The sequence below is a fragment of the Flavobacterium frigidimaris genome (assembly GCF_002217275.1).
GTDB lineage: Bacteria > Bacteroidota > Bacteroidia > Flavobacteriales > Flavobacteriaceae > Flavobacterium > Flavobacterium aquidurense.
Map to the genome: position 1 here is coordinate 98,365 of NZ_MUGV01000043.1, position 25,892 is coordinate 124,256.

The following is a 25,892-nucleotide window of genomic DNA, read 5'->3' on the forward strand; positions in this document are numbered from 1 at the left end:
ATTTTTATGCTAGAAAGCAGAGTAGAAAATTAATTTACTAATACGATTTAGTAATTAAATAAAAACACTTATTTTTAGCACCAAAAGCAAATAAAAAGACACAACATATGAACAATCGTAGAAACTTTCTTAAAACAGCTGCAATGGCTTCGGCTGCTGTAGCGCTAAGTTCCTTCACCGGGAAACCAGAAGAGAACGAAGAGCCTAATACTATTCTTTCTGATGGAAAAATAAGAAAACCAATCGTACTTTCTACCTGGAATTTTGGTTTAAAAGCCAATGAAGCAGCCTGGGAAGTATTGAAAAAAGGCGGACGTGCCTTAGATGCCGTAGAAGCAGGAGTAAAAATCCCTGAAGGTGATCCGACAGAAAGAAGTGTTGGTTACGGTGGAAGACCTGACAGAGACGGACGTGTAACCCTAGATGCCTGTATTATGGATGAAATGTCTAATATTGGTTCTGTGGGGTGTCTGGAATTTATCAAACATCCAATTTCTGTTGCTCGGGCTGTGATGGAAAAAACGCCACACGTTATGTTGGTTGGTGACGGAGCGCTTCAATTTGCTTTGGCACAAGGTTTTCCAAAAGAAAATTTATTGGTTCCGGATTCTGAAAGAGAATGGAAAGAATGGCTAAAAACTTCTGAATATAAACCCATTGCTAATATTGAAAATCACGATACTATAGGGATGATTGCTTTAGATGCTGATGGAAATCTTTCCGGAGCTTGTACCACCAGCGGAATGGCATTTAAAATGCACGGCCGTTTAGGCGATTCTCCTATTATTGGTGCCGGTTTGTATGTAGATAACGAAATTGGCGCTGCAACTGCGACCGGTCACGGTGAAGAAGTAATCAGAATTTCAGGAAGTCATTTGGTTGTTGAATTGATGCGTCAGGGAAGATCTCCGCAAAAAGCATGTGAAGAAGCTGTTTTGAGAGTGGTGAAGCTGATGAAAAACAGAAATAAAAATTTAAAAGATATTCAGGTTGGGTTTATTGCTTTAAACAAAAAAGGTGATTATGGTTCTTATTGCGTTCAGAGTGGTTTTAATTACGCCGTTTATGATGAAACCGGGAACAAATTGATCAATCCTGAGTTTTACATAAAATAATCTGCAATAACTACTTACCAAAAACTAAAAATGAAAAATAGATTCAAATTATTATATACGGCATTTGTCTGCGCCAGTGCTCTTTCGCTTCACGCGCAAGGTGATTTCAGCATGAAAGCCGATAAAACCGAAGAAGAAGGCTACGTGTGGACAAAGGACCCTTTAGTAAAAGCTAATCTGGACAAATGGCAGGGTTATAAATTTGGTGTCCTGATTCATATGGGGCTTTATACACAGTTGGGAACAGTAGAATCATGGGGATTGGCTCCGGAAGATTGGGTAACCAGAGATGGTTATGATGATTATTACAAATATGCCACCGATTACAGAAATACAAAATTCAAATTAAATCCGACGAATTTAAACGCTGAAAAATGGGCGAAAATGTTCAAAAACGCCGGAGCAAAATATATGATTTTTACGTCGAAACATCATGATGGATTCTGTATGTATGATTCGAAATATACCGATTTCAAAATTACGAATCCGGAATTACCGTATGCTAAAAATCCAAAAGCAGATGTATTAAAAGATGTATTGGATGCTTCAAGAAAAGAAGGTTTGGCTGTTGGCGTTTATTTCTCAAAACCGGACTGGACGACAGAAAATTTCTGGTGGTCCTATTATCCTCCAAAAGACAGAAATCCTACTTATGACATCAAAAAATTTCCTGAAAGATGGCAAAGTTATGTACAATACACCCAAAATCAGTTGAACGAATTGACTACCAATTACGGAAAAGTGGATATTCTTTGGCTTGACGGATGTTGGGTTCGACCATTATCCACTATCAATAAAAAAGTAGAAGACTTTTGCAAATATCCGTATGATATGGATATCAATATGAAATTGATTGCAGAAAAAGCACGTCAAAAACAACCTGGAATGTTGGTTGTAGATCGTTGGGTTCCGAGTGAGTATGAAAATTATTTAACACCGGAACAAAAAACACCTGAGAAACCATTAAGTGTGCCGTGGGAAAGTTGTATTACCCTTGGAGGAGCCTGGGGATGGGTACCAAATGATCATTACAAATCTTCAAAAGAAGTAATTCAATTGATGACTAATATTGTGGTAAAAGGCGGAAATCTTTTATTAGGTGTTGGGCCGGATGCTAAGGGGGAGTTTGATCCTAAAATTGAAACTACTTTAGCTAATGTTGGGAAATGGTTAGCTGTAAACGGTGAGGCTATTTATGATACTAAACCTGTTGCCCCTTATTTAGATGAAAAAGTGGGTTATACACAGAAAGGAAAATCAATTTACGGAATTTACATGCCCGCCAAAGACGAAAAAGAATTACCTGCTGAGATCAGCATCAAAACGGACAGTAAAGGCAATTTGAAAGCTTCTTTACTAAATAACAAACAAAAACTCACCAGTAAAAAAGTCGATGGCGGAATCGTTGTTACAATCCCGAAAGAATTGAGGACTTCATTAGCGAGTCAGGAAGCGGTGGTAATTAAAGTAACGCAATAAGAGATATCAGATCAAATGAAAAAACTACTATTAACTTTCTTAGGATGTTTTGCCTTTTTATCCATGACAGCGCAGAAAATTGGCCCGCCAGCTCCTTATGGGGCATTGCCAACAGAACCGCAATTGCGTTGGCAGGAATTGGAACAATATGTTTTGGTGCATTTTACGCCAACCACTTTTCAGAATAAAGAATGGGGATATGGCGATGCTGATCCTAAGATCTTTAATCCAACAAAATTTGATGCGAGTCAGATTGTGAATGCTGCCAAAGATGGCGGTTTTAAAGGCGTTATTTTTGTTGCCAAACATCACGATGGATTTTGTTTATGGCCAACCAAAACAACAGCTTACAACATTAGTGCAAGCCCTTTCCGTGACGGAAAAGGCGATATGGTAAAAGAATTCGAAGTTGCAGCTCGTAAGGCCGGAATGAAATTTGGTCTTTATTGCTCGCCTTGGGATCGAAATAATGAAGATTATGGGAAACCTGAATACGTAGAAAAATACCGAAATCAGTTAAAAGAATTGTACACTAATTATGGTAATCTATTCATTACCTGGTTTGATGGCGCTAATGGCGGAGACGGTTATTATGGTGGAAAAAACGAAAAAAGAAACATAGACCGATCTACTTATTATGGCTGGGACACTACCTGGGGAATATCTCGTAAGCTGCAGCCAGGCGCGGTTATCTTTGCTGATAATGGCGATGTGCGCTGGGTGGGTAATGAAAGAGGTTTTGCAAATGAAACTTCATGGGCCACTTTTACCCCGGAACCAATAGCAGGCAAAACCGTAGCCGTTCCCGGAGAAACCGATTCGGACAAAGCGCAGGGAGGAACACGAAACGGTAAATTTTGGAAACCGGCTGAATGTGATGTTCCTCTTAGAAATGGCTGGTTTTATCACGCTAATGAAGACAATAATGTGAAATCAGTTTCGGAGTTATTTGAAATTTACTTAAAATCTGTTGGAAGAGGTGCTGGTATGGATATCGGAATTGCACCAAATACAGATGGTCTGTTACATCAGAATGATGTTAAGAGTCTGAAAGATTTTGGTGATTTTCTAAAGAAATTATTCGCTGATAATCTTGCACAATCAGCTGTTATTACGGCTTCTGAGGTTCGAGGTGAAAATCAGATCTTTTTTGGAACCAAAAACCTGACTGATAATGACCGCTATTCGTATTGGGCAACCAGTGATGAAGTAAAAAAAGCAACCGTGACTCTAGAATGGCACAAAGAACAAACATTTAACATCATCCGTTTACGAGAAAACATCAAATTGGGCCAACGCATTGAAAAAGTCGAAATTGATGCTTTTATCAATGGAATTTGGAAAAAAGTAGGCGAAGTTACCAGTATTGGTGCTAACCGACTGCTGCGTTTACCAAATTATATCACAACTTCAAAATTGAGAATTACTATTAAAGAATCTCCTGTTTGTATTGCTTTAAGCGATATTGGAGTTTTTAGAGAGCCAGAATTATTGCCACTTCCAAAAATTAAAAGAGACAAAGAGGGGAATGTTTCAATCACTACGGAAACTAGTGTAAATCACATTCGCTACACAATCGACGGAACAGAACCTACTGCACAATCGCCAATTTTTGTAAGCCCGTTTCCTTTTTTAACCTCAGGTAATGTCAAAGCCAAATCTTTTGGAACAGACATGAAATCTGGTGAAACTGCCATTCAATCCTTCAACGTTTACAAAAAAGACTGGAAAATAGTTACGGTCTCTTTTGAAAATGAGGAAAAGGAATCAGCCTTAAACGCTATTGATGAAAATGCCGAAACTTTCTGGAGTACCGCTGATAATACATCATTAACACCTTTACCTCAATTCATAGTTATTGATATGGGACAGGAAATGGAATTCACAACTTTATCGTATTTACCACGCCATAATGGAACGGGTGGAATTGTAAAGAATTACCAATGGGAAATAAGTACTGACGGTATAAACTGGACAACGGTTGCAGAAGGTGAATTTGCTAATATCAAAAGCAATCCGGTGGAGCAAAACATCATTTTAAAATCAGTGGCGAAAGCGAGATACATTAAGTTTATTGGAAAAACCAGTGTAGATGGAAGGTATATTTCTATCGCTGAAATTGGTATAAAAACAAAATAATCCTGTTTGTTTTACAGAGATTCGAATACAAAAAAAGTCCATTCATACGGTGAATGGATTTTTTTTATTGTGTATAAAGAGTTAAGAGTGTTCCATTAATCCATAAGCCCTTCAGTATACTTTCTTGCAAGCATTTCAAATGTCGGCTTCATAAAATCCTGAAAAGCAGTTGCTTCTTCGAGGCTTTTAAAAGATATCAAATTTTCATCAAGTCTGGCAATTATTCGAAAATTAAGAAAGTTAATATAGTCTTGAAAGTTTTCCAGGTATTCATACTTGGCAAGCTCCAAGTCGGCACCTGCTAATTTTGCAAACGGTTGTCGCTTTGCACGTATGTATTCTTCTGCATCTTTAATAAATTCTTCTCTTACTTTTTCGTAGCTCATAACTTAAATATTAATACATTATGATAACCCTTTCCGTCCGATACCTAAGCGAAAATAAAGCTTATTTCAAAATAGCGATATATTATTCCTGAATCACTTTCAATGTGGTTCCGTTTACAAAATCATCATGTGAAATAAAGAAACTATTCAGACTTTTTCCATTTAGCTGAATGTCTTTGATTTTTCCATCAGAATTCACTTCTCGTTGAATTACGATATTTTCTTTCTTGTAATATCTTGGATCTAACTGAATCGTTATTTTATCAAACATTGGCGCTGTAAGCGTATAAATCGGATCTCCCGGTGATATTGGATAGAATCCCATCATTGAATACACCAGCCATGCCGACATGGTTCCTGTATCATCATTTCCAGGTAGTCCTTTTGGTTCATTCCTGAAATGTTCTCTTACTAATTTCTTTACCATTTCCTGACTCTTCCATTCCTCACCTTTTACGTAATTGAATAAATAAGGATAAGCAATATCAGGCTCGTTTGCCATATCAAATTGTTTGATATCAAAAACTTTTTGCAATTGATCAGAGAAAGGTTTGTCACCTCCCATTAACTTTATCAATCCCCTGATATCATGCGGCACCATAAAAGCATATTGCCACGCGTTCCCTTCAATAAACCCAACATTTGACTGAAAATTAGCTCCTGCAACAGGATCAAAAGGTTCATACCAATTGTCTGTAGCCGTTCTTGGTCGAAGCAATTTTAAATCTTTGTCATATAATTTTCGGTACGATAAAGAACGTTTAGTAAAACGCTTATAATCTTCTTTTTCACCTAACGCTTTCGCTAAAAGAGAAATCGCATAATCTGAAGTATTATATTCGAGCGTTGTAGAAACAGGTCCGGGATAATTGGTTGATAAATAACCTTTATCCAGATATTCCTTAAGCCCGGGACGTAACGGATTCTCTTCAATTTGGTCAGCCCCTTTTAACATGGCATGATACGCTTTGTAAATATCAAAATCCTGAATTCCTCTTAAACAGGCATCAACAATAACAATACTTGCAGGATCTCCAACCATTGTAAATGTTTCGGTTGAATTTAATTCCCATTTTGGGAGCCAGCCATTTTCATCATACATTTCCAACATGCTTTTAATCATATCAGATTGTTGTTTCGGATAAACCAAAGAGGTTAACGGATGCATGTTTCGATAGGTATCCCACAACGAAAATACCGTATAACGTGTATCTGTAGTTTTTCCAATCTTGGTTCTTTTTATCTGTGGATATTCTCCATTGACATCATTTAGAGTATTTGGATGAATTAAAGTATGGTACAATGCCGTGTAAAAAATAACTTTATCCTGATAGGAACCGCCTTCGACCAAAATTTTAGAAAGCTCTTTATTCCATTCCTCGTATGTTTCTTTATAAACAGTGTCAAATGGTTTGCCTCCGGTTTCTTTTTCTAAATTCTCACGGGCATTTGCAATGCTAACATAAGAAACGCCAATTTTAACTTCAACCGTTTCTTTTTTATCAAATTCATAAGTAAAATAGGATCCGATGCTATCTCCAACAACCGTTTTAATGGTATTTTTCATCATTCGGGTTTTACCGTTGTAACCCATCCATTGTGCTTCTACCCCTTCGTACTTTGGTGTTTTTTTCCAAACTCCAAAATGATTTGCAGGTTTTGAAAATTTGGCCACAAAATAAACCGGATAAGCATCTTCAGGACTATTATAACAAAACGATCCAACAGAACGCATTCCTTCAATTTCGGTTGAGGAAACCACTTTTATCATAGCGCCTTCTTCATTTGTCAATCCTAAACCTAAATTAAGTAAAATATTCGATTGTCCTTTTGGAAAAGTAAATTTGCTAACTCCTACTCTTTTCGAAGCTGTAAATTCTCCTTTAATCTTGTATTTATCAATATTTACACTGTAATACCCTGTTTTAGCAACTTCTTTAGAATAAGTAGAACCGTATTTCAAATGATTGGTTTCAACCGCGCCAGTCGTTGGCATTAGCAAAAGTACACCTAAGTCAGGACAGCCTACACCGCTTAAATTCACCTGACTAAATCCCGTCAAAAAGGTGTTTTCATTAACATAAGGGTTGGATAACCACTGACTGTCTTTTTCTAAAGGTCGATTTTGAGGTCCTGCTACGTTAAACGGGCTAATGCTTGCCATTCCTCTTGGCGCAATTGGTCCGGGAAAAGCAGCACCATAATTTGAAGTCCCGATTAACGGATTCACAAATTCTGCGGGCTGTTGTCCAAATGTGTGTATGCTAAAAAACAGCATGCAAAAAAAACATGCTGTTTGGATCGTTCTATTTTTCATTTCTTTTTTAGCTTTTATCTCTATTAGCTTTTTTAGTTTACCAGGATCTCATCGACAAATAACCAGGAGCTATCACCCTTTGGGCTCTTTTTTAGGTTAACAGCAATAATTTTTACAAATCTCGCATTTTGTTTTGGAAAATCAATTGTAAAATCTTTTAATTCTGATATTGGATTTGATGCATACACACGATTCACTTTTCCAACTTCTTTATATTTAATGCTATCGTTTGAAACCAAGACTTTTACTTGTACCGGAAAATTTATTCCCGCTCCCTGACTTTCCAAAGTGCCAACTATTACCTGCTGTATGTTTTGTTGTTGTTCAAGATCAATCACAATTTCCATATCATTTACTAACCAGGCCTGCCATTGACCATCATGAAAGTTTTTAGAACCGCGAATTGCATTTACCATCCCAAAAGGTCCGTCGCCTTTATAATTCCCGTTGTATGGTGTCAGGTAACTAACTTTATGTGACACTGCTTTGTGAAAAACTATCGTATCCGTAAATGTTTTTCCGACTGGTTTATCGTTTTGAAATAGTGAAGCTTTTAGAATCGTAGTTTGGTTAAACGGAATTGGATTTGTATATTTTAAAGCCTGTTGATCTAAGGATTTATTACCCAAAACATAACGAATATCCGGATTAGGAAATTCATTTTTTAGCGTAACATTAATCTGTTTTTGAGCTATATCTGCATTTGAAGAAGCCGTTACCAAATAAGCACTTTTTGCATAATTGATTCCTAAATAATTATAACGCTGTAATAATGACGTTAATCTTGTCGTGAAATCATTCCAGTTGCGACTTTCTTTCGGACTCCATAAAGTCTCGGATAAAGCAGCCAATCTTGGAAAAATCATATACTCTGAAGCACTTGGAGTAGAAAGAAATTCTGCCCATAAATTCGCCTGTCCGCCCAAAACATGCTTTGCCTGATCTGGTGTCATAGTTGAAACAACAGGATCAAATTCATATACTTTATTTAATGGATTATAAGCATCAAAAGCTAAAGGCTCTTCATTTTGTGGTCCCTGGTAAAAATTGAAATAACATGGTGATTCCGGTGTCATAATAACGTCATGACCTTGTTCTGCCGCTTCAATGCCACCTTTGGTTCCTCTCCAGCTCATCACAGTTGCTTCCGGAGCTAAACCGCCTTCTAATATTTCATCCCAGCCAATTATTTTTTTGCCCTTAGAATTGATATATTTCTCCATTCTCTTTACAAAATAACTTTGCAGTTCGTGGCTGTTTTTTAAACCATTTTCCTGCATTCTTTTTTGACAATTCGGACATTTCTCCCAATTGGTTTTAGTCGCTTCATCGCCTCCAATATGAATGTATTTTGAAGGAAAAATGGTAATTACTTCATCGATTACATTTTGCAAAAACTCAAATGTTGTTTCTTTTCCGGCACAATAAATATCTGTTATGGGCCATAAACCTCCTGACGGAACTCCGATACGCTGATCAAAACAAGCCAGTTCCGGATAGGCCGCAATTGCACTGCTTACGTGTGCCGGCATTTCGATTTCAGGAATAATTTCGACATTTTTTGATGCCGCATATTTTACGATTTCTTTTAATTCATCCTGAGTTAGAAATCCTCCATACGTTCCTTTTTCGTCTGGATTTGTGGTAAGTCTCGCATTCCACGATAAATTTTCCTGATCAACTCTCCAGGCACCAACTTCGGTTAATTTTGGATATTTTTTAATTTCAATTCTCCATCCCTGATCGTCTACTAAATGCAGATGCAAAACATTCATTTTATGCATAGCCAAACGATCAATTGTAGCCAGAATATAGTTTTTATCAAAAAAATGACGCGACAAATCCAACATTAAACCTCTCCATTGAAAACGAGGTTTATCATTGATGACCAAACTTGGAATTTGCCATTTTTGCTTCAAAATAACATTTTTACTATCAATAACAACCGGAAGCAATTGTCGTATACTTTCTAATGCGTAAATAAAACCTGCCTGTCCTTTGGCTGTAATGATAATGCTTTTCGGATTTACATCTAATACATAAGCCTCTTTATCTAAAGTTTCGTCTACTTTAAATTGTACAAAATTGCTATTCGGAATTGCAGTGGACACTTCAGGTCGAAACCCGCCTGCTTTTTCAAACTTGCTTATCAGCGCATTTGAAATTTCTTTTTGAAAATCAGTAACGGCAATAAATTTTGTGTTCTTAGAAAATTCAAATACACCTTTATTAATGATTAACTGCGTTGGTTTCGGAATAATTTTAATGTCTTTTTCCGTGTAATTTTTTTGACTATAACCCGCAGTTAAAACGGTTAAGAAGATTAAGATCAATAATGGTTTTAATGTTCTCATAAATTTATTTTAAAGATGGTGTAATTTTAAATTGATATTGGTAATTTTTGTCCTGCAAAAGATATTTTTTCATTGGCCACGCTTGCCAGCTATCAATACCTCCAACACCCATTTGTTTGTAATCGATTTTTAAACTGGTTAAATCTCTTTCTTTCAATTCGGCGGCGTGTCTTTGATCTTTTTTCAATCCGTCATCAAGATCTTCATTTAAATAATGCAAAGCCGTTATCGACAACAAATCATCTGATTTTACGATTAATTTCAATTTATCGTTGGATAGTTCCACCCAGCGAATATCGGTTTTATTTCCGGTTTCCTGTGGACGGATATACGGATAAAACTGCTCTGAAACTGTTTGTGTATAAAGCCCAACCTGTGAACTGTAATTTCTGTCAATATAGTTTTCGTGTGGTCCTCTTCCGTAATAACTCATAGTGCTAAAATCTTTCGGAATAATTATTTCCATACCAAATCTTGGCAGCATGGGCTGTTCTTTTGTTTTATCAATGTTTATCTCTTCTTTCACGCTTAATTCTCCGTTGCCGCTAAGTTCGTAATTCAAAACTAATTTTGAAACAACCTGAGGTAAATCATATGTTGCTGTAACAATAATTTTATTGTCTTTTGCCACATAAGACCAGCTCACAAGTGTCGGATTTTCCGTTGCGTCTTTCCACGCTTTCAGTTTTTCCTGAAGATAAGCTCCAAAATCATTATCGTTTGGCGCTCTCCATAAATTAGGACGCAATTGATACCCTTCTTTTATAATTGGCAGTTTATTGAATGAATAACCATTTATAAATCCCGATTTTTTATCAAAAGCAATTTCCATTTTATCACTTTTAAATACGGTACTGTTTTCCTTTTTCTCTACCGTTATTTTTGAACCGCCTTCAATTTTAATATCGTTTTTCCAGCTTCCTTTAAGTGCCAATTGATCTGTTGCAATCTGGAAACCTTTTGGTAAAAACGGTTCGTCTTGTTTGATATGATACGTCACATTTACAAAAGCTTCCTGAAACTTTTTTCCGTCTAAATTAACTGGTAATTGATAGGATTTCGATTCAGTAGGTTTTATGTCTAAATTATCAATAACACCGCTTTCAGTTTCTTTTCCATCCAAAATTAATTTCCAATGCAAACTCACATTGCTTAAATCTTTAAACGAAAATTCATTGTATACTTTTATAGTTGTCGTTTCTTTATTTTCCCACGATGTCAGAATGTTTTGATATACATTTCGCATTTCAAAAGCATGTGGGTTTGGTTTTCTTTCCGGACTAAAAACACCATTGTCCAAAAAATTATTATCACTTGGCGTGTCTTTAGGTCCAAAGTCACCTCCGTAGGCTAAAACTACAGTTCCGTCTGGTTGTTTTTTATAAACGGACTGATCGATCATATCCCATATAAAACCTCCCTGAAAATTTGGATACTTTCTGATGATATCCCAATAATCTTTAAAATTCCCCATTGAATTCCCCATCGCATGAGCATATTCGCACTGAATATAAGGCCTGTCCGGATTTGGATTTGCCAAAATATATTCTTCCATTTTATCTGGCGAACTGTACATTGGGTCAATAATATCCGAATTCCATTCGTATCTAAGATCCTTTCCGTCCCATGCTCCGGCAGTGGCTCTTTCGTACTGAATTGGTCTTGATTTATCACGGTCTTTAATCCACAAATACCCTCTGTAAAAATTATAACCATTACCCGCTTCATTTCCCATACTCCAAATAATAATCGAAGGATAGTTTTTATCACGCTCCACCATACGTTGCATGCGTTGTAAATGGGCCAGCTCCCAACTTGGTTTATTTCCTAAGGTTTTAGTAAGATCATAACCCATTCCGTGCGATTCTATATTTGCTTCATCAACAACATAAATTCCGTATTTATCACATAATTCATAGAAATATTCGTCGTTTGGATAATGGGACATTCTTACCGCATTGATATTAAATTCTTTCATCAATTTAATATCTTCTTCCATGCGTTCTCTAGAAATCGTTTGTCCCGTAACAGGATCCGTTTCATGACGGTTTACTCCTTTTATGTAAATCGCTTTTCCGTTTACCAAAAGCTGTCCGCCTTTAATTTCTACTTTTCTAAAACCAATATTTTGACGAATAACTTCAATACTATTTCCTTTCTTATCTTTTAGAAGAAAATTAACCTGATATAAATTCGGAATTTCAGCACTCCATTTCTTCGGGTTATTTACAGCAAAATCAAACGTTTGTTTTTCGCTTAAAGCGGAAATAACTTTTGAGGTAATGACCTGATCACCGTCTTTTAATTGAACCTCTAAAGTATAATTGTCTTTTTTATTTACAGCGGAAAATTCAGTCGTGATTTTTAAACTTCCATTTACATAAGAAGCATCTAAATCCGGAACGATTTCATAATCTTTTAAATGGGTTTTATTTCGGGCAACCAAATAAGAATCTCTTGTAATACCGCTAAATCTCCAGAAATCCTGACATTCTAGATAGGAACCGTCGCTCCATTTCATTACTTTTAAAACGATCGTGTTCTTACCTGTTTTTACATATTTGTTCAGGTTAAATTCGGATGGCAATTTTCCGTCTTCACCATAACCCACATAAACGCCATTTACCCAAACCGTAAGATTTGATTTTGCTGTACCAACGTGCAGAAAAATATCTTTCCCTTCCCACGACTTATCGATTGTAACTTCGCGTCTGTACACTCCAGTCGGATTATAATTTGTGGGAACAAAAGGTGGATTTACTTTTATGTATTTTGCGAAATCATAGGTTGTATTAGTGTAAACAGGAAAACCGTAACCATTTACATCCCAGCTTGCCGGAATTTTAAAATTGTCCCAGGATTGGTCGTTAAAATTGCTTTTTTCAAATGCTGCGGGAAGATCTGCCGGGCTGTCAACATATTTAAATTTCCAGGCTCCGTTGATATCCAAATAATTTTTTGATGAGCGCCAGTCGTTATTGGCTGCTGATTTTTCATTCTCAAAAACATAATAGGCCGCGTGCATCGACTCTCTGTTCTCTTCATTGATTTTTTCATTTTGCCAATAAGGAGTACTTTCCTGTGCCTGGGCAGAAAATATAGAAACTATTGTGAGTGCGGCTATGAATACAGTTTTTTTCATCATTTGATTTTTATTCTTTTGTGCTGAATCTTAGATTTTATTTCTTCAAAAAATAGTAAAACATTCTTTTTCTCACACAGAATGAATCCTATCTCAATAAAAACAAACAGAACCACGATTACTATCATGGTTCCTGCAAATATATAAAGTTACTTTCGTTCAAAATCCGAATAGCTGCATTAACCAACACTGCAGAGATCCGGATTTGATAAAACTACTACTTATTTAAGCTTGCTTTTGTTTCCTTAATGGTTTTTAGATTGCTTTCAGATAAAGCGCCACCATCAAAAAAAGAAACTCCTACGGCTCCATTTTCTTTTGCTAACAAAATGGCTTCCTTTAATTCTTTGTCCGATTTTAATCCCGGAATATAAATTCCGGTATTTACTTTCGTTTGTTTGCCTTGTAAATCGGCTACACCTTGCTTGGTGGCGTAACCCACCCAGTCAATTTCTTCATCATAAAAACTATGATAAATCATTGGATACACTTCATCAATATCCCATTTATCCCAACGCTGACGCACCATATGATCGGCCATTTCAGGATAAGGAAATACCGCTGCTGTTAGTTTTTTATTGTGTTTGTGTACAATTTTGTAAGCATCATTTACTACAGCTTGTATCGCATTAAGCCTGAAGTTTTTCCACTCCATATCGATAGAAGTATTGCGACTTGTTTTTGGATTTTTGTGGTGGATTTTTTCGAACGCTTTCACACATTCATCACAATAACAAAAATCAAACTGCGGCAATTCTACATCCTGAACCAGGTTGTATTTTGGCAATAAGCTGATTGGCAAAAAGATGTCCGGAAAACGAATGTAATCTAAGTGAACGCTTTCGATACCTTCTACTTTTGCTAACTCTTCAACTAAATGCAAAACGTGCTCTCTTGATTCTTTTCTGGTTGGACATAACCATTGGTAATAATCTACGTACGGACGGTTGTCAAAGCAAGATTTTCCTTCTTTACTTACCTGATACCAATCCGGATGTTGTAAAGCAATGGAGTCTCCAGGTCTGTTCATCGCCATAATCCAGGCGTGTACTTTTAAACCTTCTTTTGCCGCTAAAGGTGCTATTCTTGTTAGAAGTTTTGGATCAGTTCCTGTATTTATTAAGACTTCGTCAATTCCTCCGTCTTTGTATTTTTTGAATTCTTTGGTGTAATCTGCGTCAGACTTTTTAGCATCTGCCGTTGTCCAGACTCCAAATTTAAAGGTGGTTTGTTCTCCTTTTTTAGCACAGGAAAAAATACTAAGTGCCAATAAAAAAAGTAATAGTTTTGGTAGTTTCATAGTGGTTTATTTTGATATTATTTTGCCGTCTTCTTCTATAATAAATGTTTTATTCGAAAATGGACTTTTTACAGCTATATTAAATCCGGTTGTATGATTTTCGAGCACTGGTTTTAATACTTTTCCATCAACAGTAATTGGTTTCTTAGCAAGATCTGGTATCGATTTTGCCCATGTTTTATTTTTGCTATGGTATTCTTTCTGTGCGCGGTAAAGTGTGTACAATTCCCATTTTACTTTTTCATCCTGCGGAATTGCAAAACTGTCTTTTCCTTCTTTTGAAGAAAAATAAACATAACCCCATTTTTCAGGTTCATGCATATTGATTACACCCATTGGCGACCAAACCCAATTGTACTCCGGAAGAAATTTTCCTTCAGCATCTTTCTTTCGTTCGTAACTGCCATTTTTGATGTCATGCTGCCAGTTAACCCTCGAAAAATTAACTCTCCAGAATTTATCTGCAGGAACATTTTGATCAAAAAAAGTTGTTTTGTAAGAGGCCCACGGAATTGCCATTTCCAATACCCAGCCTTCATCAGTATCGTTTGGATTATTTAATGTTCCGTTGATTTTTACAGCCGATTTTAATCCTGGAATATTCCAGTCGTTTAAAACTACCTTATCATCTTCTCTGTATGGTTTTGTTAAAAATAGATCCCAAGCTGTATTTAAAGCATTAATTTCTAATTCATAATAGTTAAAAGTATCGCTATCGGGATCTATGAAAACTTCAAAATCATTATTGTAAAAAATAATGGTATCACGTTGTTTTAAATTGGCCCAAACGTGTGGTTCTTCCATTTTGGCCAGGATATAAAAGTTGGTCTCATCCCAAAGCATTTTTACTTTGGTGGCATATTTTGGTTTTACCTCAGTTGAGATATCTTCAAAAAGAGCAGTCCATTCTACTTTATTCCACGAAGCATCCGTTTCTTCTCCATCAATAATAATGGGAGTTGTTGTTTTTGATGCAACATACGTTTTTGGTACAACAGCCTTTTTCGCTTGCGCATAGCCACTTATGCAAAGAATTCCTAAAGCAACTGCAAAACATTTAGATTTTAAACGCATATTTTTTCTATAAACTGTTATCTTTTGTAAACTGCACTACTTCGCTTAATTTACCAAATGCTATAGCCACAACGGTATCAGCAGCACCATAATAAACAGCTAATTTATCTTCTTCAGTATCGTGCAAAGCAGCACATGGGAATACCACATTGGGTACATCGCCAACCATTTCATAAAGTTCTGCAGGTCCTAATAAATAAGGCTGCGTTCTGTATTTTACTTTATCCGGAGCATTGACATCTAAAAGTGCCGATCCCATTGCATAACGGAAACCGTTGCAGGTATTGATAACACCGTGGTAAATCATTAACCACCCTTCGTTAGTTAAGATTGGAATAGGTCCAGCTCCTACTTTTGTACATTGCCAGGCACTGTCTTCAAAAGGAGTTGGTTTCATTACTAAACGGTGTTCTCCCCAATATTTCATGTCGGGGCTGTAGCTGATCCAAATATCTCCAAAAGGGGTATGACCGTTATCACTCGGACGGCTTAACATCGCATATTTTCCGTTGATTTTCTGTGGAAACAAAACGCCATTTCTGTTGAAAGGCAAAAAGGCATTTTCGCATTGAAAAAACTCCTTAAAGTCAAAAGTATAGCCAATTCCGATTGTTGGCCCGTTGTAGCCATTACACCACGTAATCCAGTAGCGATCTTCGATAAAAACAACACGAGGATCATATTTATATGCCGATTCGATCATTTCAGTATTACCAGACTGCATTACAATTGGCTCATGGTTAATATCCCAATCGATTCCGTTTTTACTGAAACCGGCAAAAATATTCATTTGAACCGCTTTATTATCGCATCTGAAAACACCTGCAAATCCATCACCAAAAGGAACAACAGCACTATTAAAAATACTGTTTGACGATGGTATAGCATATCTTTCTATAATAGGATTTTCAGAATATCTCCACATTACATCATTGCTGTTTTCGGGTCTGTCTTGCCAAGGAATTGTACTCATCTTTAAATATTTTTTTGTTGTTTTTTGTTTATCTTTTTTTTTAAAACACATAGAAACATAGATGCTAAAAAAAACAAAGCTATGTGTGGGAAACTAGTTTCTTTTTCACAATTGAAGTTCTATGTCCTATGCGTTTTAATGATTTGTTTTTTAAACACATAGAATCATAGCGTATGAAACCTAAAAAAGCCATTTCATTAACTTAAAGAAACACAGCTATGTGTGAGAAACTAGTTTCTTTTAATCTCTTTTTACCAATTAAAAGGTATGTTTCTATGTGTTTAATATTTTTCTATATTCTATTTTCTATATTCTATATTCTATATTCTATTTTCTATTTTCTATATTCTATTTTCTATATTCAATTATCTAATTTTCTAATTGACTAATTATCTAATTGACTAATTGACTAATTATCTAATTAATCCTCTATCTTCCTAACCTTATCCAACCAGGTAAATTTCAAAATTGTCGTAGTCACTAAAAACACAACCAATGCTGCAATCGCTTTTGGATAATCCCGGATCACAAAGTATATCGGAAGCAAAATCATACTCGACTGCCATACAATTCCTATGACACAATTCAGCATGTCTTTCCAGAAATCATTGTTCTTTTCGAAAGTCTGATCTTCTACTTTTAAGGTTTTATAAACCGGACCCCACCATCCCCAAGGCCTAACATTGGAGTAAAAAGAGCGCAACACCACCATGTCTGTTGGTTTGCTTAAGAAAGTTCCTAAAAGACAGCCTAAAATAGAGAAACCAAATATGACCGGAAATAAGTAAATCGCCTGCACTTCTGATAAATCATATAAAAATGATCCTTGGGTAAAAGTGCCTTTATACTGTCCTAAAACGAATTGGAAAGATGCTACAATTAAGCCGGCAAACATTCCCCAGAAATAACCCCAACCGTTAAAACGCCACCAAATCCATTTTAGAAAATTGGCTGCCACATAACCTCCGTACAAGGCGCTTGTGATCCATAAGGTTAAGGAATTAATAGAATCTGCAAAGAATCCCATGAAAACCCCTAAACCAACCACTACAAAAGAAGAGATCTGGCTTACCTTAATATAGTGTGCATTAGTTGCAACCGGTTTGAAGTATTTTTTATAAATATCGTTTACAATATAGGCTGGTCCTGCATTTACAAAAGCAGAGAATCCAGACATAAAGGCCGCCAATAAACCAGCAAGTAAAAGTCCTTTTATTCCAACAGGCAAATATAAATTAACCACTTTTGGCATTAATAATTCCAAATCGGCTCCGGTTAAACCTGTGTTTGCATTTAATTCGGGCGCCAGGTTGATCAAAGCGATAACCACAATTCCGGTGATCAATAAATATCTTGGAATGAATAAAATCAAGTTCGTGAAACCACTCATATAAGCGGCTTCTTTTACCGATTTTGTAGACAGAATTCTTTGTAAATCGTAACTTGGCGTTGGTCCGGCAACACTGGCGAAGAAACCTTTAAACAATGTCATTCCGATAAAAGCACCGAACATTTTGTATCCTTCAGAATCAATTAAATTATTGAAGGTCTGGAACTTTTCGCTCCACTGGGTTTCAAACTGCCATCCGAAGAAAACATTTTTCCATTCTGTACTAATCACAGAATTAATCTGAATATCAGTATAATTTACAAAGGCATAACCTGCGATCAAAACGCTGGCAATAATCATAATTAAATATTGCACCACTTCTGTTGCCACTACAGAAAACATACCACCTTTAACCGTGTAAATTGTAGTTAAAAATATGATTATTAAAGCATAAGAGCGTTCTGATGTCAAGAGAATTAAATCTCCATATTGAAGCGTTAAATCCCAAGGAAGGATAATCGTGATGAATTTCCCGATTCCTTCAAAGAAATAAGCAATAAAGCCAATGGTAGAAATAATTGCAAAAATGGCCACAATAATATGGGACGCTTTTCCGGCTCTGTCGTTTCCAAAACGGGTTAAAATCCATTCAGAACCGGTCATTACCTTTGATCTTCTGATCCAGACTGCGAGGAACATCATCACAAAAATCTGATTCCATATTGGCCAAAGCCACATAAACATAAAACTTTTTACACCATATAAAAACAAAACACCAATCATCCAGGAAGTTCCTGAAACATCGAACATTCCGGAACCATTACTCAAACCTAAAAAATACCATTTGATTGTTTTTCCGCCAAGGAAATAATCATCTAAACCTTTTGATGCTTTTCTTGAAATCCAAATTCCTATTCCCACTGAAAGCAGAATGTAGGCTACGATGATCGATACGTCAATGATATCCATTAATTTTATTATTTATTTTTGGTTAGTTAATTTTTATTGTTGTTTCAGCCTTTTGTCTGTTTGGTTATTTTTTTTTAAATCTCAGGAATAAGTTAACTCTAGATTGATTTTAGAAACCTCAGGAAAAACTTGTTGATGATGCGATATTGTTTCTTAGTTAACATGATTATTTTATTTTATATGTAAATCGATTTAGCGAAGAAAACACGGTTTAAAAAAAAATCACCGACTTTTATTTTTGTACACTTTTATTTTACAACTTGCAATCAGAATTAGGCGGTAAAACAAAAGATCAATTTCTTCAGATAAAAACAATCTTAATTTAACTCTAAATCTAAACAAATTTGATTTTCAGTAAAACTATTTTAGACGGACGACATATAAACGAAGATAAACATCAAAAAAAGTCACAAAAAACACTCTTATTATGAATTTCAGTTCTGGCAAATTTTATCGTATACCGTTGCGTTATCATGTCCTTTTTTGGCTTACTTACTTTCTATTTAATACTTTTCGATGGGGAAGTTATTTCGATGATTACTGGTATTCACTAAAAACAAACTTGCTGGGTTTTCCAATTCACATGACTTTATGTTATTTGAATATTTTGATTTTTATGCCCTATCTGATTTATAGAAAAAAATACATTTTGTATGTACTTGCTATTCTATCCTCTATTTTTTTAATGGTAATTCTAAAATACAATCTTACCTACTTATTAATAGCACACAACGTTTGGCCTGAAGGACCGGAAGTCATAAATAAACTGACCCTCAATTACACCATCGAGATGATGATGGGAGAATTGTATGTAATCACTTTTGTGGCTGCAATTAAAATAACTTTCGATTTCATGAAAGAGCAAAAGAGAGTTACGGATCTTGAAAAATCGCAACTGGAAACAGAATTGCTTTTTTTGAAGTCGCAAATTTCTCCACACTTTTTCTTTAATACACTGAATAATATTTACTCTTTAGCCGTAGAGAAATCAAACAAAACGCCTAAAGTTGTAATAAAACTTTCCGAATTAATGCGTTATATGCTTTATGATACCAAAAGCAAAAGACAAAGTTTGGAAAACGAAATACTGTGTATCCAAAATTATCTGGACCTGGAGCGAATTAGAAATGATGATCGATTAGAAGTAAATATGTCTATTTCAGGTGATATTCATGATAAGGAAATTGCTCCTATAATTTTATTGACTTTTATTGAAAATGCTTTTAAACACGGTGTAAACAGAAACACGGGAAAAGTTATAATCAATATTAATTTTAAGGTAAAAGACGATTATCTGCATTTTACAATTTCGAATCCAATGCCAGAAATTACGCAGCATACAGACAATTTTAACCAGTCAAGTGGTATAGGAATTGAAAACGTAAAAAAAAGACTGGAATTAGGTTATAATAAAAAGGAGTACAAACTTTCTTTTAAAAATAAAAAGAATATTTTTGTCGTAAAGCTGAAAATTAAAGTCACTTAATACGGCTTAGTTGAAGAAAATACCATCGAAATTATTTCGCTCAAAAAATAATATTTATAAAGATGAAAATAAATTGTTTAATCATAGATGATGAACCATTGGCAATTAATGTCATTAAAAATTATTTAGAGCCTATCGAAAATTTTGAGGTAATCAACACCTTTAGTAATCCAATAGAAGGTTTAAATTTTTTAAAAAACAATACTGTTGATGTCGTTTTTTTAGATATTAACATGCCGGTTCTTGATGGTATCAATTTTATAAAAAGTATTGAAAATCCGCCTTTACTTATTATAACAAGTGCCTATAGTCAGTTTGCAATCGAAACTTACGAATTAGATGTATTGGATTATCTGGTAAAACCAATCGAATTTCCGAGGTTAATTAAAGCTTTAAATAAAGCAAGTAAAAGACTTGAAAGTAAAAACAATACTCCACAGGAAATTAGTCCGGAAAGCCCTTTTATTTTTGTAAAAATTGACAAGAAAAGAATGAAGAAGATTTTCTTTAATGAAATTTTGGTCATTGAAAGTTTAAAAGACTATTTAAAAATAAATACCCTAACAGGCAAATACATCATTCATAGCACTTTGCAAGATTTCACCGATTTACTTCCTGAAAGAAACTTTTTAAGAATACATCGATCATACACAATCGCAATCGATAAAATCGACGCTGTTGAAGGAAACAGCATTGAGATTGAAGGCCTTAGATATGTAATTGGAAGATCGTACATGGAACATGTGAAGCAGAGGATTTTGAATTCATCGATTTAAAAATACAGACCGTTTCGTGACAAGATTGTGGATATTTTTCACGTTTTACTATGCGGTACAGCTTTGCGCCCTTTTCACTTTACTAAGTCCAAAAAAACAAATAACCTTTGCGAACTTTGCGGTTAAATTCGCAATACATAAAAAAAATGCAGCCTTACCAGGGCTGCATTTTCAAAGTTGGTAACTAACCACCAAATAAACCACATGAAAATAGTTTATTATATTTTAAATAAATCTTAGAAATAATAACGTTTAAAAGCTTCAATAGCCGAATAATCTGCCAATCCCAAAGCGTGATATTTTTCTGCTGTTAATCGGTTTCTGTCTTCTACCCTTACCCAGAATTCCCTGCTGTCATCTCCCTGAAACATAACGCCATCTTTTTGAGACTGGTGATAGAAAATGGCATGGCGTTTTTTAAGCACCTGATCCGGACTCATTGGTACTGCCATTTCAATTTGATACGACTCCCATTCGTGCCACGCTCCTCTGTATAACCAAACCCAGCAGTCATCCATATAACTGTTGTGTTTTAATCTTTTTAAAGCTTCAAACAAACTGTCCAGACACACTTTATGTGTTCCGTGCGGATCTGCTAAATCTCCGGCTGCATAAATTTGGTGTGGTTTAATTCTTTCGATAATATCACACATAATTTCGATATCCGCTTCACCCAAATTATTTTTCTTTACTGTTCCTGTTTCATAAAACGGAAGATCCAGGAAATTTACATTTGAATCCGGCAATCCTAAATAACGTGTTGCGGCTAAAGATTCACTTCTTCTGATCAAACCTTTTAATTTTCGTACTTCTAAGGAATCAATATCATTGCTTTTTTTGGTTTTCAAAAAGTTGATAATATTTTCTGATTCCACAGAATTAGCATTTAATGCTTTTGAGATTTCAGCAAATTTTAAAGCTTCTTCATTAGAAACGGCAATATTTCCTGATGTCTGGTACGCAATATGAACATCGTGTCCCTGCTCTACCAATCTGTCGAAAGTTCCTCCCATTGATATAACATCATCATCCGGATGTGGACTGAAAATGATAATTCTTTTTCTCTCTGGCGTTGCACGTTCTGGTCTGTAAGTATCATCTGCGTTTGGTTTTCCACCTGGCCAGCCTGTGATAGTTTGTTGCATTTTATTAAACATTTTTATGTTTAAATGATATGCCGTTCCTTCTTCAGTCAACACACTTGACATTCCGTTGTCATTATAATCTTTGTCGGTTAATTTAAGGAAAGGTTTTTGAGTCAATTCGCTCAACCAGGCAACCGCTTTCAATTTTAGTTCTTCTGTCCAGATCACAGATTTTACTAGCCAGGGCGTTTTTACTCTGGTTAATTCTGATGACGCTTCGGTATCTAAAACAAATGTAGTGTTGTTGTGCTGTTGCAAATAGGTAGCTGGTACTCTTGAAGAAATTTCACCTTCAATTGTTTTTTTGATAATTTCAGCTTTGCTGATTCCCCATCCTAACAATACAATTCGTTTGGCATTTTTTACCGTACCAATTCCCATTGTAATCGCTTTTCTCGGTACATTATCAATTCCTAAAAAAGAAGATGCGGCATCAACGCGGGTTAAGTGATCCAGCGTAATACTTCTGGTTCCTGAGTTTACGTGAGATCCCGGCTCATTGAATCCGATATGGCCTGTTCTTCCAATTCCTAAAAGCTGAAAGTCCAGTCCGCCGTAATCTTTAATCTTCATTTCATAATCAATACAATATTGCTGAAGATCTTCGCTGCTGACATTTCCGTCAGGAATATTAATGTTTTGAGGTAAAATATTTACATGATTAAAAAGATGTTCGTGCATAAAATACCAGTAACTCTGAATATTATTTTTATCCATCGGATAATATTCATCTAAGTTGAAAGTCACCACATTCGCAAAACTCAAACCTTCTTCTTTATGAAGTCGTACTAATTCTTCGTATACTTTTATAGGAGAAGATCCTGTTGCCAATCCTAAAACACAAGGTTCGTTCAATTCTTCTTTTCTCTGAATAATGTTCGCGATTTCCTGGGCAACTAATATAGAAGCTTCCTGAGACGAATCAAAAATCACATTATGAATCTTTTCAAAACGTGTTTCTTCAAACTTTCCAGCTTCTTTAAAATTTATACTTTCATTAATCATTTGTGTGTTGTCTTAATTTATTAGCATAAAATTATAGATTACATGCACTAAAAAATTAAAAATTCGACAGATGACTCGTAAGCTTCGGCAAAAAGCATAATTGGAAACGTAAAGAAAATATCAGGCGGAAATAAAATCTCTAAAGCACCTTTTTATTATTGATAAAAAACAAAAAGGGATCAATTCATTACCAATGAATTAATCCCTTTTATGTGTGCTGAAACAGTCTTAAAGAGTTGTTTAAAAAAAGCTTAAAACTTAAACGTTACATTTGCGGTAACACGTGTTGGGTTTTGTGCTGCAAGCCTGTATGACCAATATTTTTCATTTGTTAAGTTGTCAATTTTAAGACCAATTCTGTATTTTGGCTGATCGTAAAAAAGTGATGCATCCAGAACCGTGTACGACGGAATTGAAAATTTGAAAGTTGTTGTATTCGTCTGATAATATTCACTTCCGTAAATACCTCCAAAACCAATTCCTAAACCTTGCGCCCCACCGGTAGTCAATCTGTAACTTGCCCATAAATTAGCAGTTCTGGGAGATCCGGCAGTACTTGGTCTTAAACCCTGAACACTAGCATTACTTTTTTCATACTTACTATCATTATAGGTATAACCGGCCACAATATTCAATCCTGAAATTGGATTGGCAATAAATTCGGCTTCAAAACCTTTACTCACCTGCGTTCCATCCTGAATTGAGTAGTTTGCATGATCCGGGTCATCACGTGTTATATTAGTAACAGCAATGTCGTAATAACTAAGAGTTGCCGATATTTTATTAAGGTCAAATTTAAAACCACCTTCCCATTGATTGGCCTGATTTGGCTTGAAAGTATTACCATTGAAATCTGAACCTGAAACGTTACTAAAACCATTCATGTAATTACCAAAAGCAGCTACTTTATCTTTTACAATTTGATAGACTACTCCAAATTTTGGAGATACCGCTGTCTGATTATAATTTCCTGCAATAGAATCCTTGCTAGGATAGTACGTACCGTGATTCTCGTATTTATCAATACGAACACCACCCATTACTAATAATTTCTCCGTTACATTTAAAACATCAGAAACATAAGCGCTATAGGTATCTTCATCGTTAGATACAAAATTTGTAAAAGTTGCATTGGCAAACATTGGTTCCACTTTTTGGATATTAAAGTTATCATAAGCTGCACCTGGCTTCTTATAATCCATTGCTGGCATATTTACTATTGCATCATTTCTGGTCGCACGCAGACTGTAAAAATCTAAGCCGGCTACTACTCTGTTTTTAAGCTTGCCAATATTAAATTTTCCGATAAAATTTTGCTGAATATCAGTTCCATAAAATGGTGATTCCTGATAGGTTACCTGTTGTCTTAATGTTGTAGGTGATCGCATTTGCAAAGCCACGACATAACCATCAGAAGATGATCTTGTTCTTGACAAAATAGTTTGAGAGGTCCATTCCTCAGATATTTTATATTTTAACTGTGCAAAAATATTGTATTGCTGACTTGTGTAATTGATGGTATTATTGGCAAAAGATAATTTATAAGGAATATTAAGATCCTCAATACTGCTTTGTGTGTTTGCTACCACAAACGGAGCCAGTCTGGTTGGCGAAGTTGCTTTGTACATACTAAATTCGGCATCAATTAAAAGAGTTAATCTATCGTTGATTTCGTATGAAAAACTTGGCGCAATTGAAAAGTTTTTATTGAATCCTGCATCCTGAAAACTTCTTTCGCTATGCAGAGCCGTATTAATTCTGAACAAAGCGGTCTTATCTTTGTTTAATGGTGTATTAATATCAAAAGTCAATCGGTTCAAATCCCAGCTTGCCGCAGAATAGGAAACTTCACCTTTAAAAGTATCGAAAGGCTTTTTAGTAACACGGTTAAACAATCCGCCAAATGATGATAATGTACTTCCGAAAAGTGTTGCAGATGGTCCTTTGATAACCTCGATACGCTCTAAATTTGCCGGATCAATTGTAGTGTAAGTAAAACTTCCCACACCGTTTCTAACGACTTGAGGAGTTGGAAAACCTCTAGACATAGAAGTAGTACGGCCCTGGTTTCTCACTTCGGCAATACCGGCTCCCGGAACATTTTTAAAAGCACTATTATAGTCTGTTACTACCTGCTCTTTCATTAACTCTTTACTTACTACGATATAAACTTGTGAGTTTTCAATGTTTTTTAAAGGCATTTTGGCAACATCAAAACTTTCTTTTTTGGCAAAACGATTTCCTCCTGTTCGAATTACAACATCTTCCAGATTCTCAACGGAAGAATTTACTTTGATGTCAATTGAAACTGATGGATTCTGCTCTGTAATTTCTACAGTTTCGGTAGAAGATGCATAACCAGACATTGTAACTTCTAACGTATATTTTCCAAAGGGAAGTTTTTTAAACTCAAAATTACCTGCTGAATTCGTTACTGCGTTTTTGTTTAGTTCTATTAACTTAACAATTACACCCTGACTGGCATTTCCGTCATTTGTAATTACGCTACCGGAAACCGTTCCTGTAGATGAAGCCTGAGCCATAACAGATCCAGAAATAAACAATAAAAACATAAACAGTAAAAAAGCTGATGTCTTTTGTAAACTTGATTTTTTTGTATTTGAAGATTTTATAAAATAGGAAATTAGTTGTAATGGTATTTTCATGCTTTATATTTATTTAAACTGATTCTAAATTAAAGCGCAAAAGAACAATATATTTCCAAATATATCAACAGCTAATTGTTATTTTTTAAAAAATATTTGCTTTACATTTTATTCAATTAACGACGCTACTATTCTTCTTTATAGAGAAATTATTATTTGGACTGTTTCTAAAATACATCTACATTTGCGAGCATCTTTGCCTAAATTCAGCGAAAAATTGAACTTAATATAGTATA

At 35.3% G+C, this 25,892-nt stretch carries 15 protein-coding genes; 5 read left to right on the forward strand and 10 right to left on the reverse strand.

Annotation, left to right across the window (positions count from 1 at the left end; genetic code table 11):
* Positions 1 to 107 precede the first annotated feature (107 nt).
* Genes B0A65_RS21155 through B0A65_RS21165 form a run of 3 tightly spaced genes read left to right on the forward strand, consistent with a single transcriptional unit; the run spans position 108 to position 4,733 of the window.
* On the forward strand, positions 108 to 1,115 hold the full coding sequence (locus B0A65_RS21155; protein ID WP_074663190.1) for an isoaspartyl peptidase/L-asparaginase family protein: 1,008 nt from the start codon (positions 108 to 110) through the stop codon (positions 1,113 to 1,115).
* Positions 1,116 to 1,145: 30 nt separating this feature from the next.
* Positions 1,146 to 2,594 (forward strand): alpha-L-fucosidase, encoded by a 1,449-nt coding sequence (locus tag B0A65_RS21160; protein WP_074663193.1) that lies wholly within the window; start codon positions 1,146 to 1,148, stop codon positions 2,592 to 2,594.
* Between the two features lie 15 nt (positions 2,595 to 2,609).
* A complete protein-coding gene (locus B0A65_RS21165) occupies positions 2,610 to 4,733 on the forward strand; it encodes an alpha-L-fucosidase (protein ID WP_074663197.1) in 2,124 nt (707 codons plus the stop codon).
* Between the two features lie 95 nt (positions 4,734 to 4,828).
* Here B0A65_RS21165 and B0A65_RS21170 read toward each other — a convergent pair whose 3' ends face one another.
* The 8 genes from B0A65_RS21170 to B0A65_RS21205 all read right to left on the reverse strand — a co-directional run bounded on the left by B0A65_RS21170 (position 4,829) and on the right by B0A65_RS21205 (position 18,578).
* Positions 4,829 to 5,119, reverse strand: coding sequence for a hypothetical protein (locus tag B0A65_RS21170; RefSeq protein WP_074663200.1), 291 nt, complete (start codon positions 5,117 to 5,119; stop codon positions 4,829 to 4,831).
* Positions 5,120 to 5,201: 82 nt separating this feature from the next.
* Entirely contained in the window at positions 5,202 to 7,436 is a 2,235-nt protein-coding gene (locus B0A65_RS21175; protein ID WP_083370519.1) for a GH92 family glycosyl hydrolase, read from the reverse strand.
* Between the two features lie 32 nt (positions 7,437 to 7,468).
* Positions 7,469 to 9,790, reverse strand: a complete 2,322-nt coding sequence (locus B0A65_RS21180; protein WP_074663208.1) for a beta-N-acetylhexosaminidase — start codon at positions 9,788 to 9,790, stop codon at positions 7,469 to 7,471.
* 4 nt (positions 9,791 to 9,794) lie between these two features.
* Entirely contained in the window at positions 9,795 to 12,932 is a 3,138-nt protein-coding gene (locus tag B0A65_RS21185; RefSeq protein ID WP_074663376.1) for a glycoside hydrolase family 2 TIM barrel-domain containing protein, read from the reverse strand.
* A gap of 217 nt (positions 12,933 to 13,149) precedes the next feature.
* Positions 13,150 to 14,232, reverse strand: a complete 1,083-nt coding sequence (locus B0A65_RS21190; protein WP_074663211.1) for a putative glycoside hydrolase — start codon at positions 14,230 to 14,232, stop codon at positions 13,150 to 13,152.
* Positions 14,233 to 14,238: 6 nt separating this feature from the next.
* Positions 14,239 to 15,306, reverse strand: coding sequence for a carbohydrate-binding family 9-like protein (locus tag B0A65_RS21195; protein ID WP_074663214.1), 1,068 nt, complete (start codon positions 15,304 to 15,306; stop codon positions 14,239 to 14,241).
* Positions 15,307 to 15,313: 7 nt separating this feature from the next.
* Positions 15,314 to 16,279, reverse strand: a complete 966-nt coding sequence (locus tag B0A65_RS21200; RefSeq protein WP_074663378.1) for a glycoside hydrolase family 130 protein — start codon at positions 16,277 to 16,279, stop codon at positions 15,314 to 15,316.
* A 421-nt stretch (positions 16,280 to 16,700) separates the two neighbouring features.
* Positions 16,701 to 18,578, reverse strand: a complete 1,878-nt coding sequence (locus B0A65_RS21205) for a sodium:solute symporter family protein (protein WP_074663218.1) — start codon at positions 18,576 to 18,578, stop codon at positions 16,701 to 16,703.
* Between the two features lie 427 nt (positions 18,579 to 19,005).
* Between B0A65_RS21205 and B0A65_RS21210 the strand changes: the two genes are divergently transcribed.
* Both B0A65_RS21210 and B0A65_RS21215 read left to right on the forward strand, forming a co-directional pair.
* Positions 19,006 to 20,064, forward strand: a complete 1,059-nt coding sequence (locus tag B0A65_RS21210) for a sensor histidine kinase (RefSeq protein ID WP_074663221.1) — start codon at positions 19,006 to 19,008, stop codon at positions 20,062 to 20,064.
* A gap of 62 nt (positions 20,065 to 20,126) precedes the next feature.
* Entirely contained in the window at positions 20,127 to 20,840 is a 714-nt protein-coding gene (locus B0A65_RS21215) for a LytR/AlgR family response regulator transcription factor (RefSeq protein ID WP_074663225.1), read from the forward strand.
* A gap of 236 nt (positions 20,841 to 21,076) precedes the next feature.
* On the opposite strand, the gene nagB is transcribed toward B0A65_RS21215, so the two are convergent.
* Positions 21,077 to 22,990 carry a glucosamine-6-phosphate deaminase gene (nagB, locus tag B0A65_RS21220; RefSeq protein WP_074663228.1) on the reverse strand — a complete coding sequence of 638 codons (1,914 nt, stop codon included), beginning with the start codon at positions 22,988 to 22,990 and terminating at the stop codon, positions 21,077 to 21,079.
* Positions 22,991 to 23,241: 251 nt separating this feature from the next.
* Complete coding sequence (locus B0A65_RS21225; RefSeq protein WP_242670329.1) at positions 23,242 to 25,656, reverse strand: TonB-dependent receptor; 2,415 nt, start codon at positions 25,654 to 25,656, stop codon at positions 23,242 to 23,244.
* Between the last annotated feature and the right edge of the window lie 236 nt (positions 25,657 to 25,892).